Raw genomic sequence first — 15,722 nt, 5'->3', positions numbered from 1 at the left:
CAGGCCCAGCTCAATGCCGTGGCCAAAGAACTAAACCAGCGACCTCGGCAGACACTGGGCTTCCAGTGTCCGGCTGAAGTACTTCATCAAACTGTTGCACCGACCGGTTGAGATCGCCGGAGGCCGAGTCAGGAAACCCCGCCCGCTCCCCGGGCCCGAAGGGGCGCAAGCCATAAGACACTGAGCCGCGTAAGCGGCTCCTCCTTTCCCAAGGGACACCGCAGGCCGGAGCGCCAAGGGCCGCCCCCGTCGCCTCTGCAACGCCACGTTCCAGCGCCGAGCGCGAGGCCGACAGGCGAGCCCTTCCTACGGAGCGGAACACCACACGGGCTGCGTTTCTACGGAGCGCAACATCGCCGATGCGATCAGCTCCCACACCTTCGGTAGGGAGGCTCTCTTGTTCGGAGACGTCACGTATCAAAGGGTCGCGCGCGAGGCGCGCTCCTACGCACGGGGGTGTAAAAAAGCCCGGGCATCCCTGCCCGGGCTTTGTCGCACTGGAGAGATGACGCTTGTGACTTACTGGACTGCCTTCAGCGTCACGCCGGTGAAGGCCGAGTAGCCGCGCACCTTGATGTAGTACGTGCCGGCGGTGGCCACGTTCAGGGTGCAGGTCTCGTTGTTGCCGGCAACGTACGGACGGCAATCGTACGTCGTGGTGGTCGGGGCAGCGCCGCGACGCACGTACAGGTCGGCGTCACCGGTGCCACCGTTGATCGTGACGACGAGGGTACCCGCCGCTGCGTTCACCGAGTAGCTCAGCTCCTGGTTGGCCGAACCGGCGAGGCCGGTCTGGTTCAGCAGCACGGTACCGCCGGTGCCACCCGAGCAACTCACGCCCACGGCAGCGAAGGCAGCCGTAACGTCGGCCTTGGTGAAGCCAAGGTCATTGGCCGCCGTTTCCACGCCGCATGCACCGCTGTTGAAGGTGCTGTTGGCCTGCCAGTAGAGCTTGTTCGCGCGGGCCATCGCCTGGAACGCGGTCTTCGTGTTCCAGCCGCTGGTCTTGGCGAGCAGGCAGAACGCCTTGTTGTACACACCCGAGGAGTAGTGCACGTCGAGGCTGCTGGTGTAGTTGGCGGCGTTGTCGATCGAGCGACCGTCCTGGGTCGGGTTGCACATGTAACGCAGCGCACCGTTGCCCTTGAAGATCTCGGCACCCACCAGCCAGTCGTTCTGGCCGTTGCGGTCGAAGTACTCCACCGTTTCACCGGCCATGTCCGAGAAAGCCTCGTTCATGCCACCGGACTGACCGCTGTAGGTCAGGTTGGAGTTCTGTTCCGTGTAGCCATGGCTGATTTCATGACCGGTCACATCGAGCGCCACCAGCGGGTAGAACGTGCTGGCGCCGTCGCCGAAGGTCATCGAGCTGCCGTCCCAGAAGGCATTCTCATAGTTGGTGCCGTAATGCACCTTCATCACCAGCACCATGTTCAGCGGCGGCGCACCGTTGTAGGCCTGGTACATGTCATGCACCACGCCACCGAAGTGGTGGGCGTCGTTGATGGGACCATAGGCGCCGTTGATGGCATCGCCGCTGGAGTTCGGGCAGGTGAAGGTCCACAGCGTGCCGGTGCCGGACGTCGCCTTGTTCATGTTGTACGTGCGCACGTTCGCGTTCTGCGCCGTACAGCTCGTGCCCGACTGGGTCACGTCCAGATAGGCCAGGCCGTTGGCACCCCAGGTGTACTGGCCGGTCTTCTGGTTGCCGCCGGGACCGGTGGCATTGGCGTAGGTCAGGCCGTCCCACTGCGAGATGATCTCGCCGGTGTTGGCATCGACGAAAGCGGTCGGGCGCGACGGATGGTCACCGCCGATCACGAACGAGGTGAGATAGACCAGACGGGCCGGAGCGCCGTCCTGCGGATAGACGTAGAGGTCAGCCTTGGCGTTTTCCGGCTTTGCCGAGGTAAGTGCAATGGAGTTGCGGACCAGCGCAGCCACGGCGCGGGACTGATCGAGCTTCGGCGACACCGAAGCGATATCGACCTGCAGGTCGGACGAGACCACGCCGCTGGCGACGAGGGCATTGCCCTGGGCATCCTGTTCCACGGCGACGGTGTGACCGAAGACCGGTACACCCTTGAAGGTCTGCTGCATGCGGACGGTCTGCGTACCGCGGACGGTGGGCGCCGAGGCCTTGGCGACGAAGCCGTTGTCCGAGGACAGGCCCAGCTTCGCAGCAAGCTGCGAGACCGGTGCGGCGCCCAGGTTCTGCGCCTGCAGTGCCTGCTCCGATGCCGCCGAGGCGATCGACGTTCCTGCGATCGCCAGCGAGGCGACAAGGAGTTTCAAGCGAACATGACGTGCCATTACGTTCCTCCTCCTGGAAAGGGCCGCACGAAACCATTGCGGTCGACGGACCACATTCCGAAACGATATGAAAGTCGCGCCGGATGGCGCGAAGCCCGTACAGAATCAGCAAACCCCGCGCTGATCGGAATGCGCCGCCTTCTTCCCTGAGTCCTCGCTACAGCGGTGCGGACCGGAACAAGGGATCGGCGATACGTTGCGTCGATGCCCCACGGAGCCAACCGTCAGCCTCCCCGCCGACGGTCCTTGCCAACCTAGCGCAAGTTATCGCGAACGACTACCTAGGGATTTCCCTAGTAGCCTGAAAAAAGCGATGCTAGACACATCGCCGGCGCATGAACTTGCCGGTTAAGGGGAATGGTCATGACCGATGCATCACTACCTGACGCCGACCTGCGCCAGCGCGCGCCGCGTGTACGCGCGTCCTTCCGGCTTACTTCCGACCGCCATCTCGTCGACCACCTGAAGGACCAGCTCGGCCTGGAGGCCGCGCATACCTGGCAGAAAGGCGACCTGGACGACACGGCAATCAACCAGCGCCGCGCCCATGGCTGGTGCCTGCGTATGCCCGAGCAGCGCACGTACACCACCGACACGGCACTGCGCGAGCTGCTCGACGCACTGCGCCCGCGCCAGGATGAGATCGTGACCGCCATCAAGGCGCTGGAGCTGGACGCTCACTTCCACCTGGATGTCGAGGTCCATGCAGGCCACCTGCCCGCCTGCTTCTGGTCGGATGCGAACATCCGCGCCGTCGCCATCTACGGCGCATCCCTGCATGCGCAGCTCATCGACGCACCGGCCGAGGGCCAGCCGGCGGATCAGAGCATGCCGGTCTCGAGCTTGGCGGCGTCCGACATCATGGAGTGATTCCAGGGCGGATCGAACACGAGGTCGACGTCGGCCTCGATCACCGTGGGGATCATTTCCAGCTTGGTGCGCACGTCGTCCACGAGGATGTCGCCCATGCCGCAACCGGGCGCGGTCAGGGTCATCTTCACGTAGGCCTTGCGTCCGCCCTCTTCGCTGGTTTCCAGGCTGACGTCGTAGACCAGGCCCAGCTCGACCACGTTGATGGGAATCTCAGGATCGAAGCAGGTGCGCAGCTGCTGCCACACCAGCTTTTCCACGTCGTCATCCGAGGCGTCGTCCGGCAGTTCGATGGGCCGCGGCGGTTCCTTGCCCAGGGCATCGGCGTCGTTGCCGGCGATGCGGAACAGGTTGCCCTCGACATACACGGTGAAACTGCCGCCCAGGGCCTGGGTGATGTAGCCGATCTGCCCGGCCGGGAGCGTCACCGTCTCGCCCTGGGGCACCATGACTGCGGGGCAGTCGCGCTCCAGGGTGAAGGGTTCGCTGCTGAGGCTGAAACCACTCATGAGAATCCTGTAGAGGGCCGCACTGCGGCCGCAAAGTCGGTAATTATGCGCCCGCACGGAGCCTGCCGTAAGCGCTTACCGCCAAGGTCGGGGCTGCGCCTGCCCTGCTCAAGGGCATGACGGGCTGGCAGCGGCTATGATGCCCGCTTTGCCCGGACCTCCCCCTCCATGCCCCACCCGAGCCCGACCCATGGCGGCTGACAGCCTCCGCCGCCTCGCCAGCCTGCTGTTCGGCGCCGTGTGCGCCATCATGTTCGGGTTCGCTGCCGGTGCCCTGTGGATGGTGCCCGCCATGATGTTCGGCCGTGCGCTGCCCGCGCTGGCCCTTCCTGCGGGCTGGCTGCTGGGCCTGGTGGTGCGTCGCTGGCTGAGCATGGAAGGCGCCGTGGGAGCCAGCCTGGCCGCCCTGGCCACCCTGGTGGCCGCTACCTACACCTCCTGCCTGGTCGCCGCGGCGACCATTTCCGGCATGATGAACGTCAGCTTCGCCCAGGCCATCTCCGACGCCGGCCCCGGTATGCTGCTGGCCCTGGCACGACTGGCCCTGGATCCGTCCGATCTGGGGCTTTTCATCGCCGGCGCATTGCTTGCCGCCATCACCGCCCTGCCCATCAAACGGCCTCGCAGCTGACTTTCATGGCAGGTAAATGGCGACACCCGCACCATAAACCGCAAGAAATCCCGTCAACCGGCGCTCGCCGATCGCGTTTAGCGGAGTGAACCAAGGCGTTATGGAGCACGAGGATGGCAAGACTGACGAAACGGACGACGCCGTGAACGGCTCGTTGGCGCTCGACACCACCTCCCTCGAGGATATCCGCGACGTCCCCGCGAACATGAACGCCTTCCTGGCGGGCATCGAGCGCCGGGCCTGGCGCATGGCGGAAATCCACCTGGGCAACCGTGACGACGCGATGGACGCCGTGCAGGACGCCATGCTCCGCCTCGTGAGGCATTACGGCGAGAAGCCGGCCGGCGAGTGGACCCCGCTGTTCTGGGGCATCCTGCGCCGCCGCATCGTCGACCTGCAGCGCCGCCGCAAGGTCCGTTCGATCATCGTCGGCTGGATCGGTGGCGGTCGCGACGACGAAGGCGATGAGCTTCCCAGCTGGGACCCGGCTGACGACGCGCCCGACCCTTCCGCTCGCCTGCAGGATTCACAAGCTTATGGCGACATCGTCGAAGCCCTGCGCCGGCTGCCCAGGCGCCAGCGCGAGGCTTTCACCCTCCGCGTGATGGAAGGCCTCGACGTCGCTGAAACCGCCGCCGCGATGGGTTGCTCCGACGGCAGCGTCAAGACACACCTTTCGCGCGCGATGCATGCGCTGCGCGACCAACTGGAGGCATGGCGATGAGCCAGAACGATCGGAACCTCGAACGTCGCGCCCGGGATCTCTACCTGCGCGCCAGCCGTGATGTCGACCCGGCGATGGCTGGACGCCTCCGGGCGGCCCGCCGCACGGCGCTGGCCGGCCCGCGCGAGTCCATCGCCCGACGCCTGCTGATTCCCGCGAGTGCCTTCGCGATGGTCGCCCTGGCGTCGCTCATCGTCTGGCAGCCCGGCGGTGGTGGCACGGCCGGCGAGCCCACGGCAATCAGCCAGGCCATGGACAACGAGCCGAACGACCTGCCACCGGACGCCGACAGCGCCGATCCGACGCTGTACCAGAACCTGCAGTTCTACAGCTGGCTGGCCTACGCCGACGCCCCTTCGGCGGCGCAGCGCAAGTGATCGTCATGCGTCGTCTCACCGCCAGCGCCGTACTCCTGCTTGCCCTTGCCGCACCTGTGGCGGCGGGCGCCCAGGATCACCCGCCGCCCCACCAGGGCATGCAGATACCGCAGGGCCCCCTGCCGCCGCCGCGCGCCTGGAAAGACCTGACCGCTCGCGACCAGGATGTCCTGAAGCCGCTCCAGCAGGACTGGGACGGTTTTCCGCCCGACAAGAAGTCGCGGTTCCTCGGCAAGGCCCTGCAGTGGCGCGACCTGCCGGACGACAAGCGGGCCGAGATCCGCGACCGGATCGACCACTGGCAGAAGATGACGCCGGAAGAACGTGCCCAGGCACGCGCCAACCGCGAGAAGTTCAAGGACCTCACGCCGGAGCAGCGCCAGAAGCTGCACGACGCTTTCGAGCGCTTCAATAACCTGTCGCCCGACCAGCGCCAGGCGATCATCCAGAAGTGGCACAGCCAGACGCCGGAACAGCGCCGCCAGTGGGTCGACAACATCGGCCCCAACGACGCCCTGCCCCCGCCGCCTCCGCCGCCGGGCATGGGGCCGCCGCCTCCGGGTTCGCATCCACCGCCGCCCTCGGCGCGCTGAGCGGGTTAAGATGGGGGGATGAGCACATCCCCCCTCGACTTCCTCCTCGAGCGCCGCTCGGTCCCGTCACGCCAGCTCACCGAGCCTGCGCCGGACGACGCGACGCTTCGCCGCCTCATCGACGCTGCGATCCGCGTACCGGACCACGGCAAGCTCGATCCCTTTCGCATCCGCATCCTTCGTGGCGACGCCAAGCGCGAGTTCGGCCTTCGCCTGGCAAAGCGTGCTGTCGAGGCCAACCCGGACATCTCCGACGCCAAGCGCGAGAAGGAACGCAATCGCTACGAACACGCGCCCCTGGTACTTATCGTCACGGCGAAGATCGACGGTGACAGCAAGGTGCCCGAGCTGGAGCAGCAGATCACCGCAGGCTGCGTGGCCTATAACCTGATGCTCGGTGTGCAGGCACTCGGCTTTGCCGGGCAGTGGCTCACGGGCTGGGCGGCTTACGATCGCGAAGTCGCGAAGCTGCTGGGCCTGAAGAAGAGCGAACAGGTCGTGGGCTTCCTTCACATCGGCACACCGGCCATGCAGGCGCCCGAGCGCGAGCGCCCCGCGTTCGACGACATCGTGAGCGAATGGGCGCCGTGAGCGGTGATTCCCTCGTCCACCTGGTGGACGGCAGCCTCTACATCTTCCGCGCCTGGCACTCCATGCCGGACGAGTTCCACGACCACGATGGCCATCCGGTCAATGCCGTGCATGGTTTCACGCGTTTTCTCTGTGAGCTGCTCGAACGCAGCCGCGCGGAGCACATCGCCGTGGCATTCGATGCGTCGCTCACGACGTCGTTCCGCAATGCGATCTATCCGCTTTACAAGGCCAATCGCGAACTGCCGCCGCCCGATCTTGAGCGGCAGTTCGTGCTGTGCCGGGAGATCACGGCGGCGCTCGGCCTTACGGTGCTCAACGATCACCAGTACGAAGCCGATGACCTGATCGGTAGCGCGCTGTGGGGCCTGCGCTCGCATGGGTTCCGTGGCGTGATCGTGTCGGCGGACAAGGATTTCGGCCAGTTGCTCGGTGAATACGACGAGCAATGGGATTTCGCGAAGAACGTGCGCTGGGGACCTGCTGGCGTGTTCGAGCGCATGGGCGTTCATCCGCATCAGGTTGCCGATTACCTTGCGCTCTGCGGCGATGCCGTGGACAACATTCCCGGCGTACCGGGCATCGGCGCGAAGACGGCAGCGGCGTTGCTCGCTCATTTCGGCAGCCTCGATGCCGTGCTCGAACGCATCGACGAGGTGCCCTACCTGCGCATCCGCGGTGCTGCCGCCTGCGCCGCGCGATTGCGTGAGCATGCCGAACAGGCCTTGCTGTGCCGCCGTCTGACACGCATCGCACTGGACATCGCGGTAGCGGAAACAGCCGATGCACTGAGCCGCCGCCAGTGCGATGCCGTGGCGATCGACGAACTATGTGAACGCATCCGCTTCGGCCCCCTGACCCGCACCCGCCTGCGCGCCCTCCTGTAGGAGCGCGCCTGCGCGCGACCGGAATGACGGCGGCGCACGAGGTCGCGCGCAAGGCGCGCTCCTACAAAGAGCCTGCCCCTGCCACAGGCCTTGCGCGCCCTCCTGTAGGAGCGCGCCTGCGCGCGACCGGAATGACGGCGGCACACGAGGTCGCGCGCAAGGCGCGCTCCTACAAAGAGCCTGCCCCTGCCACAGGCCTTGCGCGCCCTCCTGTAGGAGCGCGCCTGCGCGCGACCAGAATGACGGCGGCGCACGAGGTCGCGCGCAAGGCGCGCTCCTACAAAGGGCGATAGGCGAACGTCACATGCTCGCGCTACCCTTCCGGGGATTGCCCCCATCCGGAGCCGCCCATGCAGCACAGCCCCCTTCCCCATGCCTCGCCGATCCCCGACGACGCCAGCCTGCCGGAAGAAACCCTGCACAAGGCCAAGTGGCTCACGCTGAAGAAGCGCGGCCGGTGGGAGTACGTGGAACGCAACAACCCCGGGGGCGCCGTGATCATCCTGGCCGTCACACCCGAGGACAAGGTCATCTTCGTGGAGCAATACCGCGTGTCGATCCTGAAGAACACGATCGAGATGCCGGCCGGCCTCGTCGGTGACCTGGCCGGCGCGGAAGATGAAGACGTGCTGGTGGCCGCCAAGCGCGAACTGGAAGAAGAAACCGGCTACGCCTGCGGCCGCATCGAGTTCGTTCACGAAGGCCCGTCGTCATCGGGCATGAGCACCGAGATGATCGCCTTCGCCCGCGCCTGGGACCTGGTGAAGGTCGGCCAGGGCGGTGGCGACGAGACCGAAAACATCATCGTCCACGAAGTGCCGCGCGCCGAAGCAGGCAAATGGCTGTTCGACCGCGCCGCCGAAGGCTTTTCCATCGACGCCAAGCTGTTCGCCGGCCTCTGGTTCATCGACCATCCCGAGGCGCACATGCGCTGAGATTCGGGAAACCACACCCGAATCACCCGGCAGGGCCGTTTTTCGGTCCTGTCAATTCTTGCCCCGCCCCCCTCGCCCGGTTAGCCTCTCCAATGGCCTACACCGGCGCCGTTCATGTCAGTCCGCTTCGCCCATCTCCACCTGCACAGCGAATACTCGCTGGTCGATTCGACGATCCGCATCAAACAGCTGATCGCTGCCTGCGCGCGCGCGGGCATGCCGGCTGTCGCCCTTACGGACGACAGCAATATGTTTGGCCTGGTGAAGTTCTACAAGCAGTGCACGGCGGCCGGCATCAAACCCATCGGCGGCTGCGACCTCTGGGTGTCCAGCCCGGACGATCCGCGCCCCTGGCGGCTCACCCTGATATGCCAGAACCGCGACGGTTACCTCAACCTGTCGCGCCTGGTCTCGCGGGCATGGCGTGAAGGCCAGGGCAGCGGACGCGCCCTGGTCGATGCCAGCTGGCTCACCCCGGACGCTGTCCATGGACTGATCGCCATCGTCGGCCGCGAAAGCGAACTGGCGCGCGTGGCCCTCGGTGCCGGCCTCTCTGCCGCCTCGGGTCGCCTGGGTTTCCTGCGCCGCCTTTTCCCCGAAAGGCTCTACCTCGAACTCACCCGCACCGGACGCGAGAACGAGGAAAACTGGGTGCGCGCCGCCATGGCACTGGCCGGCGAGCACGAACTGCCGGTGATCGCCAGCAACGACGTGCGCTTCCTGGAACGCTCGGGCTTCGAATCGCACGAGGCCCGCACCTGTATCAACCAGGGCCGCGTGCTGGCCGATCCCAAGCGCCCGCGCGACTTCAGTGAAGAACAGTATTTCAAGTCGCCTGAAGACATGGCGGAGCTGTTCGCCGACATTCCCGAGGCGCTCGAAAATACCATCGAGCTGGCCAAGCGCTGCAACCTCGAACTGGAATTCGGCACCTATTATCTGCCGAACTTCCCGGTGCCCGAGGGCCACACTCTCGACACCTTCATTCGCGAACAGGCCCAGATGGGCCTGGAAGAGCGCCTGGCGGCGAACCCCATCGCTCCGGGCAAGACACGCGAGGACTACCAGGCCCGCCTTGACCGCGAAGTGGACGTCATCATCCGGATGGGCTTTCCCGGCTACTTCCTGATCGTGGCGGACTTCATCAACTGGGGTAAGCAGAACGGCATCCCCGTGGGTCCGGGCCGTGGTTCGGGTGCCGGTTCGCTGGTGGCCTGGGTGCTGAAGATCACCGACCTCGATCCGCTCCAGTTCGAGCTGCTGTTTGAGCGATTCCTGAACCCTGAACGCGTGTCGATGCCCGACTTCGACATCGACTTCTGCATGGATCGCCGCGACGAGGTGATCGACTACGTGTCGCGCAAATACGGCCGCGACCATGTCAGCCAGATCATCACCTATGGTTCCATGGCGGCCAAGGCCGTGCTGCGCGACTCCGGTCGCGTGCTCGGCATGGGCTATGGCCAGGTCGATCGTATCGCCAAGCTGATTCCGCCGCGTCCACTCGATCTGACGCTTTCATGCGCGCTCGGCCGCTCTGAAAAGGCAAAGAAAGAGCCGGACCGCATCGTCAAGGAATTCTGCGACCTCTACGAGAACGAAGAAGAATCGCGCACGCTGATCGATCTTGCGCTCAGCCTGGAAGGCCTCACCCGCAATGCCGGCAAGCATGCCGGTGGCGTGGTGATCGCGCCCACCCCGCTCACCGATTTCGCCCCACTGTACTGCGAACCCAGCGGCGAAGGCGTCGTCACGCAGTACGACAAGGACGACGTGGAAGCCGTAGGCCTGGTGAAGTTCGACTTCCTCGGCCTGCGCACGCTCACGATCATCGACTGGGCGGTCAAGGCCATCAACCGCCGCCGTGCGACCAGTAGTGAGGAACCACTGGTCATCGAGAGCCTGCCGCTCGACGATCCCAAGGTCTACGACCTGCTGAAGAAGGCGCAGACCGTCGCCGTCTTCCAGCTCGAATCGCGCGGCATGCAGGGCATGCTGAAAGACGCCCAGGCCGACCGTTTCGAGGACATCATCGCGCTGGTGGCGTTGTACCGCCCCGGTCCCATGGACCTCATCCCCAGCTTCTGCGCCCGTAAACACGGCAAGGAAGCGGTGGAATACCCCGATCCGCGCGTCGAGCCCATCCTGAAAGAGACCTACGGCATCATGGTCTACCAGGAGCAGGTGATGCAGATGGCGCAGATCGTGGGCGGTTACACGCTCGGCGGCGCCGACCTGCTTCGCCGCGCCATGGGCAAGAAGAAGCCCGAGGAAATGATCAAGCATCGCGCCACCTTCCGCGAAGGTGCCGCGAAGGACGGCATCGACGGCGAGAAAGCCGATGCGATCTTCGACCTCATGGAGAAGTTCGCCGGCTACGGCTTCAACAAGTCGCACGCGGCCGCCTATGCGCTGGTCTCTTACCAGACCGCCTGGCTGAAGGCGCACTACCCCGCCGAATTCATGGCAGCCACCATTTCGTCGGATATGGACAACACCGACAAGGTGGTGACCTTCCTCGACGAAACCCGCGCCATCGGCATCAAGGTGCTGCCGCCGGATGTGAACGCGTCGGAGTGGATGTTCGAAGCCGTCGAACCGCGCGTGGTGCGCTACGGCCTGGGCGCCATCAAGGGCGTAGGCCAGGGCATCTGCGAAGAGATTGCCGCCGAACGCAAGGCACGCGGCCCCTACAAGGGCCTCGTGGACTTCTGCCAGCGCATCGGTTCGAACAAGCTCAACAAGCGCGTGATGGAAGCGCTGGTGCAGTCCGGCGCGCTCGATGCGCTCGGCGAAAACCGCGCCACGCTGGTGATGCATATTCCCGAAGCAATGCGCGCGGCCGACCAGGAAGCCAAGAACCGCGTTTCGGGCCAGGTCGATATCTTCGGTGCGGCCTTCGGCGACGCCGGGGCGCCCAGCATCATCGAGCTGTCGGGCTCCGTGCCCGAATGGCCGCTGGAGCAACTGCTCCAGGGCGAGCACACCACGCTGGGCCATTACCTGTCCGGTCATCCCACCGACCCGTGGAAGGCCGAACTGGCGCAGTTGTCCAGTTGCCCCATCGGCGAGATTCCCCAGCGCTACCAGCCGCCACGCCCCCGTCGCAACGACGATGATGAAGGCGGCAACCGCTTCCGTCGCGGTCCTGAAACACCGTGGACCGTGGCAGGCATGGTGGTCGGCATGCGCAAGCGCGGCGACAGCGATGCCTTCGTGCAGATCGAGGATGCCACGGGCCTGCTGGAAACCAGTTTCTTCCGTGAAGTGTTCACCGATGCCGCACCTCTGCTCACGCGCGGCAACATGATCGTGATCGAAGGCGGCCTGCGCATCGATGATTTCGCCGGTGGCTACCAGCTGCGCGCACGCAAGGCCTATTCCCTCTCCGATGCGATGGAGCATTTCGGTCGTCTGCTGACGCTGAAACTCAACGGCGTGGGGCCTGATTTCCCGAAGCACCTGAAGCAGGCACTGATGGGCTATCGCGGTGGCCGCACGCCACTGATGCTGGCCGGCTATCGCAACGACATCGGGCAGGCGAGCATGGAACTGGGCGAGGCATGGCGCGTGCGGGCCCTGCCCGACCTCGTGCGCACGCTGCGCACGCTGCCGGGCGTACTTGGCACGGAACTGCGCCTCGTACGCCCGGCGGATTGATCAGTCGCCGAAGTCCAGGTCGATGATCGGATGCGTCGTGACCGTGCGCTGCACGGTTACCTCGCCCAGCTCGACCTCCGAGCCAGACACATTCTTGATGCCGAGGGACATATGCCGGGCGGATGGAAACCGGCTCGCATCCACTTCCAGATGCATGGCGCCGGAAAGTGGCCAACCCGGAGTCGCCATGGCCGACGACTCCTGTTGCTCCAGCAGCACCTTGTTATCGTCATCGCGCAATTGAACGCGAAGCTTGATGGCCGATTCGACATGTCGCGCGCCGAAAGGCACGCGGATCGCGTAACGCACGCCCTGGGCAGGCTTTCGGTCAACGTATTCAGGCTGTCCCAGTTCAAACGTCTGCATGACGTAATCGCCTGCGCTGGCCAGGGAGAATGCCTGGACCAGATGCCGCTTCACACGTCCCGACTCGGTCTTCTCCCGATAGACCCATGGGTGGATGTGTTCCTCGATGCTGTGGGTAGCAACAAGGTTGTATCGCATGAGCGCACCATCATGACGATATTCATCGCCCGTGCCGCCGCCGAAGTCCGCATTGGGCACCGGCACATCGTAGGTCGCGTGATACGGAAGGCCACCCATGGCCCGGGCATCGGGAGCCAGTGCCATGGCGGCGACAAGCATGGCCATCGCATGCATGGTTTTCATCTCGTTCAATCCTTTGTCGAGTGGAATCATTCGTGTGTCTTGCCTTGCGCGATACTTACCGCCGAGACCACCAGTCGCTTGCCGCCATCATTGCCCTGGCGGCGGAAGGCCAGCTTGACCTGCGCCCCTTCCGGAACCGACGGCACCTCCCAGCGAAGCACATGATGGCCCCAGGTTCGCGATGCGGGCACGACGACTTCATCGCGGGCCTGAATCACCTTGCCCGTCGCATCGAGCAACATCACGATGACCTGCAACCGGCTGCCATCCGTATCGAACGCACCTGCGGAATAACGGACGATGAAGTGGCTCCGGCTATCCAGCGATGGAATGGCGGCCACGGCCTGCCACAGGGCATGCCCATCGGCGTGCAATTCAGCGCCCCAGCGGCCTGCGTATTCCCCGGCATAATTGTGCCGCCGATGCGTTCCTTCCCAGTGCACCAGATGCGTCCAGCGAATCGCACGCGAACTGCCGATACGACCGGTCATCGTAAAGTCGCCGTTCTTGAGTTCCAGATCGCATGCGGTGCTGAAATCTGGAAGCAATTCGTTCGCACAGACCGAAGATCCGGCCATCGCAGGGCAGGTCCAGGCCGACATGATGCAGAGTGCCGTCGCAGCTCGCCAGGCGAGTGTTCGTGACTGATTCTTATGCATCGTCATGTCACCAATCCTGCCTGGCCCACTGCGCCGCTACTGCCTCGTCCATGCGCACCACCGATACTTCGGTGACGGTAACCGGCGCGCTCGCCGTGGTCACCGCAAGCTTCACATTAAGCGCATCTACATCGTCGCCGGCAGGTACGACAATCCAGCCGATCAGGCCCGCGCCCGCTCCACCCCGGGCCGGACGGGACAGGACCACGGACGACTGTGTAGAGCCGGCAGCCCCTCCGCGTTTCAGCAAGGAGAGATCCAGACTGACAGAAGCCTCTCCTTTCGTAGCGTCGATCCGGGCACGAACCGCATACACCACGTCGTGCATGGCGGGTGTTTCCTGCGTGGGCAAGCGGATCGTCTGGCTGATGCCGTCGCGCTGACGTGCGAGCGTGAAGACTTCGTCGGCTGCCGTCTGCTGGTGGCGGCCCCGGCTGCCATCGATATATATCCAGGGAGCGATGTGCTGCGCCACGCTATGCCTCGGGCTCTCCGGCTCCCAGGCCCCGCCCCATGACGGCTCGTGCCAGCGCTCATCGCCGGGAAATCTACCCAGGGTTTCGTTGGGCACGGAAATCCGACAGGTATCGCTCCACGAAGCGCCCTCGCAGGAGGGCAGGCGATCGATTACTGAAGCGGCATTTGCAACGCCGCTGCATGTCACGGCCAGGGCAACGATGCCCAGGCTGCGGAGAAACATGTCCTTGTTCATTTGCATTCCTTTGGTATGTCAACTGTCCCACGGATGACGTGCGTCACCGGGGCGAAACTGTAGTTCGGGGACAAATGTGTCCGGTGGTGCCCGGAGGATGAAGACGTCATCGATCGTGGTTGCTCCCCACCCACTTTGCGTGGCAATGGATACGCGCAACGCGGTCGGATGGTTTGTCCCGGAAGAACCGATCCATGCCGTCAGCTCACGTGACGCGCTGTAGCTGGGCGTTCGCATCTGCAAGGTCCGGTTTGCCGTGGCAATCACCTTGTCTCCTTCCAGCAGGGTCAGTTCCATTCTTACGTCGACGTGGCCGCTCCACGAGCCGACGTGGGCATGCACGGTGTAACCCGTAGCCCCGCCACGGCCCTGCACGGGAAGCGATACGGTCTGCATGACGACGTCACCGACGCTTTTCAGGTGAAAGGCATCTTCTGCATCCTGCTGCGGATACCCTGTGCCCGCGTAATCGATGTATGTCCAGGGCGCGATATGGTCCGCCACGCTGTGCGGCCACTGCCAGAACAGGTAGGGCTGGTAACCATGCGAGTAGCGGTAGTCATCGGGCGGCCCATCGAACCGGCCATTGGGTACCGTGACATGACATGGTTGCTCGACGCCGGCACGCTCGCACGCCGGCAGGCGATGCAGGCCGGGATGTCCTGGAATAACGACCTGCGCATTAGCGTCACCAGCCACCAGCAGCATGAAGAACCATGCCCCGGCAGCGATGCATGCGCATCTATTCTTTCCACTATCCAGCGCGCGCATCACCGTACGGGCACCAGTTCCTCCCACGCCACATCGGCAGGAGCCCGTACCAGCATCACGTCATCCACGATCACGGGGCCGACACCCCGGGCGGCCGCACCCAAGGCGATGACAAGCGTGTGGGCATCCGCACCTGCGGGTACCAGGAGGTGGGTTACGAAAGCCTGTACGGGCGCGCCACGACCCGGTGCAGCTTGCGTGTACCCGATGGATTGAAGGGTTACGGCCTCATTCTTGAGCATCACCAGACCCGCGGCCGCATCGGATGGCCCTGTCGTTCCTCTGACGTACGCAACAAGCGTGTAACGCATGTCCATGGGGGCCGCTGTCAGTGCACCCATTTTCTGCACGATCCGGTCTCCCGGGCTGTACAGGGTCACGTAGGTGGTGGCAGTGAGCCCTTTGTGGAACTCACTGCCCGCCCCAGCGGTGTAAGTCCATGGAGCGATATGCTCGGCGACACCATGCCTCCTGCCTGTACTGGGCGCCCAGGTAAATTCGTCATGGTAGTGATTGTCCCCCGAGGGCCCAGAGAATTCCGCATTGGGCACATGGATGCGACAGGCATCCAGCCACGTGGCGGATTGGCATGATGGAAGGTGCTGCAGCACGTCATGCAGCGGCCCACTTGCATGACTGCTGCCATGCCATGCCAGCCCCATGCAGCTCACACCTACGAACGCCCGGCGGCGCCATTGCATTGGCATCGTCATCACTCCTTTGACTTGTCGATTCTTTCGGTCCCCGGACACGGGAACGAGGGCGGAATCCCTCCGCGCCACCATTGAAGCAATCCCTGGAAAGGTTTTGGGCGCGGACTA

The 15,722-nt window shown here is 64.7% G+C and carries 16 protein-coding genes; 9 read left to right on the top strand and 7 right to left on the bottom strand.

All coding sequences use genetic code 11. The features are described 5' to 3' along the window. Positions 1-519: 519 nt before the first annotated feature. On the bottom strand, positions 520-2,313 hold the full coding sequence (locus HBF25_RS19040) for a M4 family metallopeptidase (protein ID WP_166951392.1): 1,794 nt from the start codon (positions 2,311-2,313) through the stop codon (positions 520-522). A gap of 363 nt (positions 2,314-2,676) precedes the next feature. Here HBF25_RS19040 and HBF25_RS19035 point away from each other — a divergent pair, with 363 nt between their 5' ends. Further along, positions 2,677-3,183 (top strand): DUF4279 domain-containing protein, encoded by a 507-nt coding sequence (locus HBF25_RS19035; RefSeq protein ID WP_166951389.1) that lies wholly within the window; start codon positions 2,677-2,679, stop codon positions 3,181-3,183. On the opposite strand, the gene sufT is transcribed toward HBF25_RS19035, so the two are convergent. Beyond that, positions 3,135-3,692: a putative Fe-S cluster assembly protein SufT gene (sufT, locus tag HBF25_RS19030; RefSeq protein WP_166951386.1), complete on the bottom strand. Its 558-nt coding sequence runs from the start codon at positions 3,690-3,692 to the stop codon at positions 3,135-3,137. The genes HBF25_RS19035 and sufT overlap by 49 nt on opposite strands. A 190-nt stretch (positions 3,693-3,882) precedes the next feature. Between sufT and HBF25_RS19025 the strand changes: the two genes are divergently transcribed. The 8 genes from HBF25_RS19025 (at position 3,883) to dnaE (ending at position 12,090) form a co-directional block, all read left to right on the top strand. Next, positions 3,883-4,323: a hypothetical protein gene (locus HBF25_RS19025; RefSeq protein ID WP_166951383.1), complete on the top strand. Its 441-nt coding sequence runs from the start codon at positions 3,883-3,885 to the stop codon at positions 4,321-4,323. A gap of 100 nt (positions 4,324-4,423) precedes the next feature. Next, positions 4,424-5,047 (top strand): RNA polymerase sigma factor, encoded by a 624-nt coding sequence (locus HBF25_RS19020; RefSeq protein ID WP_208392676.1) that lies wholly within the window; start codon positions 4,424-4,426, stop codon positions 5,045-5,047. Next, a complete protein-coding gene (locus HBF25_RS19015) occupies positions 5,044-5,424 on the top strand; it encodes a hypothetical protein (RefSeq protein WP_166951380.1) in 381 nt (126 codons plus the stop codon). The genes HBF25_RS19020 and HBF25_RS19015 overlap by 4 nt, the downstream gene beginning before the upstream one ends. Positions 5,425-5,429: 5 nt before the next feature. Beyond that, on the top strand, positions 5,430-6,017 hold the full coding sequence (locus HBF25_RS19010; protein ID WP_166951377.1) for a DUF3106 domain-containing protein: 588 nt from the start codon (positions 5,430-5,432) through the stop codon (positions 6,015-6,017). A gap of 18 nt (positions 6,018-6,035) precedes the next feature. Continuing rightward, on the top strand, positions 6,036-6,608 hold the full coding sequence (locus tag HBF25_RS19005; RefSeq protein ID WP_166951374.1) for a nitroreductase family protein: 573 nt from the start codon (positions 6,036-6,038) through the stop codon (positions 6,606-6,608). Positions 6,609-6,670: 62 nt separating this feature from the next. Further along, positions 6,671-7,495, top strand: a complete 825-nt coding sequence (locus HBF25_RS19000) for a 5'-3' exonuclease (protein WP_425483510.1) — start codon at positions 6,671-6,673, stop codon at positions 7,493-7,495. A 350-nt stretch (positions 7,496-7,845) separates the two neighbouring features. Continuing rightward, a complete protein-coding gene (locus HBF25_RS18995) occupies positions 7,846-8,430 on the top strand; it encodes an NUDIX hydrolase (RefSeq protein ID WP_166951368.1) in 585 nt (194 codons plus the stop codon). A gap of 114 nt (positions 8,431-8,544) precedes the next feature. After that, on the top strand, positions 8,545-12,090 hold the full coding sequence (gene dnaE, locus HBF25_RS18990; protein ID WP_166951365.1) for a DNA polymerase III subunit alpha: 3,546 nt from the start codon (positions 8,545-8,547) through the stop codon (positions 12,088-12,090). Here the strand turns inward: dnaE and HBF25_RS18985 are convergent, their stop codons facing one another. From HBF25_RS18985 to HBF25_RS18965, 5 genes are all read right to left on the bottom strand, one after another. Then, positions 12,091-12,759: a hypothetical protein gene (locus tag HBF25_RS18985; RefSeq protein WP_166951362.1), complete on the bottom strand. Its 669-nt coding sequence runs from the start codon at positions 12,757-12,759 to the stop codon at positions 12,091-12,093. It lies immediately after the preceding gene. Between the two features lie 26 nt (positions 12,760-12,785). Then, the gene (locus tag HBF25_RS18980; protein ID WP_166951359.1) at positions 12,786-13,424 is read right to left on the bottom strand and encodes a hypothetical protein; all 639 of its coding nucleotides are present in this window, start codon (positions 13,422-13,424) and stop codon (positions 12,786-12,788) included. Between the two features lies 1 nt (position 13,425). Beyond that, on the bottom strand, positions 13,426-14,130 hold the full coding sequence (locus HBF25_RS18975; RefSeq protein WP_166951356.1) for a hypothetical protein: 705 nt from the start codon (positions 14,128-14,130) through the stop codon (positions 13,426-13,428). 18 nt (positions 14,131-14,148) lie between these two features. Continuing rightward, the gene (locus HBF25_RS18970; RefSeq protein WP_166951353.1) at positions 14,149-14,838 is read right to left on the bottom strand and encodes a hypothetical protein; all 690 of its coding nucleotides are present in this window, start codon (positions 14,836-14,838) and stop codon (positions 14,149-14,151) included. A 62-nt stretch (positions 14,839-14,900) separates the two neighbouring features. Further along, positions 14,901-15,608 carry a hypothetical protein gene (locus HBF25_RS18965; RefSeq protein ID WP_166951350.1) on the bottom strand — a complete coding sequence of 236 codons (708 nt, stop codon included), beginning with the start codon at positions 15,606-15,608 and terminating at the stop codon, positions 14,901-14,903. Positions 15,609-15,722: the final 114 nt, after the last annotated feature.

Origin of the sequence: Luteibacter anthropi (genome assembly GCF_011759365.1) — a bacterium.
In the GTDB taxonomy this organism is placed as follows: Bacteria; Pseudomonadota; Gammaproteobacteria; order Xanthomonadales; family Rhodanobacteraceae; genus Luteibacter; species Luteibacter anthropi.
The sequence above is the reverse complement of the archived record's forward strand: the minus strand, read 5'-3'. Positions and strand labels throughout refer to the sequence as shown.

What these genes read in the sequence shown, in the direction of transcription:
- HBF25_RS19040 (WP_166951392.1), bottom strand. Translation starts at nt 2,313, where the DNA reads ATGGCACGTCATGTTCGCTTGAAACTCCTTGTCGCCTCGCTGGCGATC.
- HBF25_RS19035 (WP_166951389.1), top strand. Translation starts at nt 2,677, where the DNA reads ATGACCGATGCATCACTACCTGACGCCGACCTGCGCCAGCGCGCGCCG.
- sufT (WP_166951386.1), bottom strand. Translation starts at nt 3,692, where the DNA reads ATGAGTGGTTTCAGCCTCAGCAGCGAACCCTTCACCCTGGAGCGCGAC.
- HBF25_RS19025 (WP_166951383.1), top strand. Translation starts at nt 3,883, where the DNA reads ATGGCGGCTGACAGCCTCCGCCGCCTCGCCAGCCTGCTGTTCGGCGCC.
- HBF25_RS19020 (WP_208392676.1), top strand. Translation starts at nt 4,424, where the DNA reads ATGGAGCACGAGGATGGCAAGACTGACGAAACGGACGACGCCGTGAAC.
- HBF25_RS19015 (WP_166951380.1), top strand. Translation starts at nt 5,044, where the DNA reads ATGAGCCAGAACGATCGGAACCTCGAACGTCGCGCCCGGGATCTCTAC.
- HBF25_RS19010 (WP_166951377.1), top strand. Translation starts at nt 5,430, where the DNA reads ATGCGTCGTCTCACCGCCAGCGCCGTACTCCTGCTTGCCCTTGCCGCA.
- HBF25_RS19005 (WP_166951374.1), top strand. Translation starts at nt 6,036, where the DNA reads ATGAGCACATCCCCCCTCGACTTCCTCCTCGAGCGCCGCTCGGTCCCG.
- HBF25_RS19000 (WP_425483510.1), top strand. Translation starts at nt 6,671, where the DNA reads ATGCCGGACGAGTTCCACGACCACGATGGCCATCCGGTCAATGCCGTG.
- HBF25_RS18995 (WP_166951368.1), top strand. Translation starts at nt 7,846, where the DNA reads ATGCAGCACAGCCCCCTTCCCCATGCCTCGCCGATCCCCGACGACGCC.
- dnaE (WP_166951365.1), top strand. Translation starts at nt 8,545, where the DNA reads ATGTCAGTCCGCTTCGCCCATCTCCACCTGCACAGCGAATACTCGCTG.
- HBF25_RS18985 (WP_166951362.1), bottom strand. Translation starts at nt 12,759, where the DNA reads ATGAAAACCATGCATGCGATGGCCATGCTTGTCGCCGCCATGGCACTG.
- HBF25_RS18980 (WP_166951359.1), bottom strand. Translation starts at nt 13,424, where the DNA reads ATGACGATGCATAAGAATCAGTCACGAACACTCGCCTGGCGAGCTGCG.
- HBF25_RS18975 (WP_166951356.1), bottom strand. Translation starts at nt 14,130, where the DNA reads ATGAACAAGGACATGTTTCTCCGCAGCCTGGGCATCGTTGCCCTGGCC.
- HBF25_RS18970 (WP_166951353.1), bottom strand. Translation starts at nt 14,838, where the DNA reads ATGCTGCTGGTGGCTGGTGACGCTAATGCGCAGGTCGTTATTCCAGGA.
- HBF25_RS18965 (WP_166951350.1), bottom strand. Translation starts at nt 15,608, where the DNA reads ATGCCAATGCAATGGCGCCGCCGGGCGTTCGTAGGTGTGAGCTGCATG.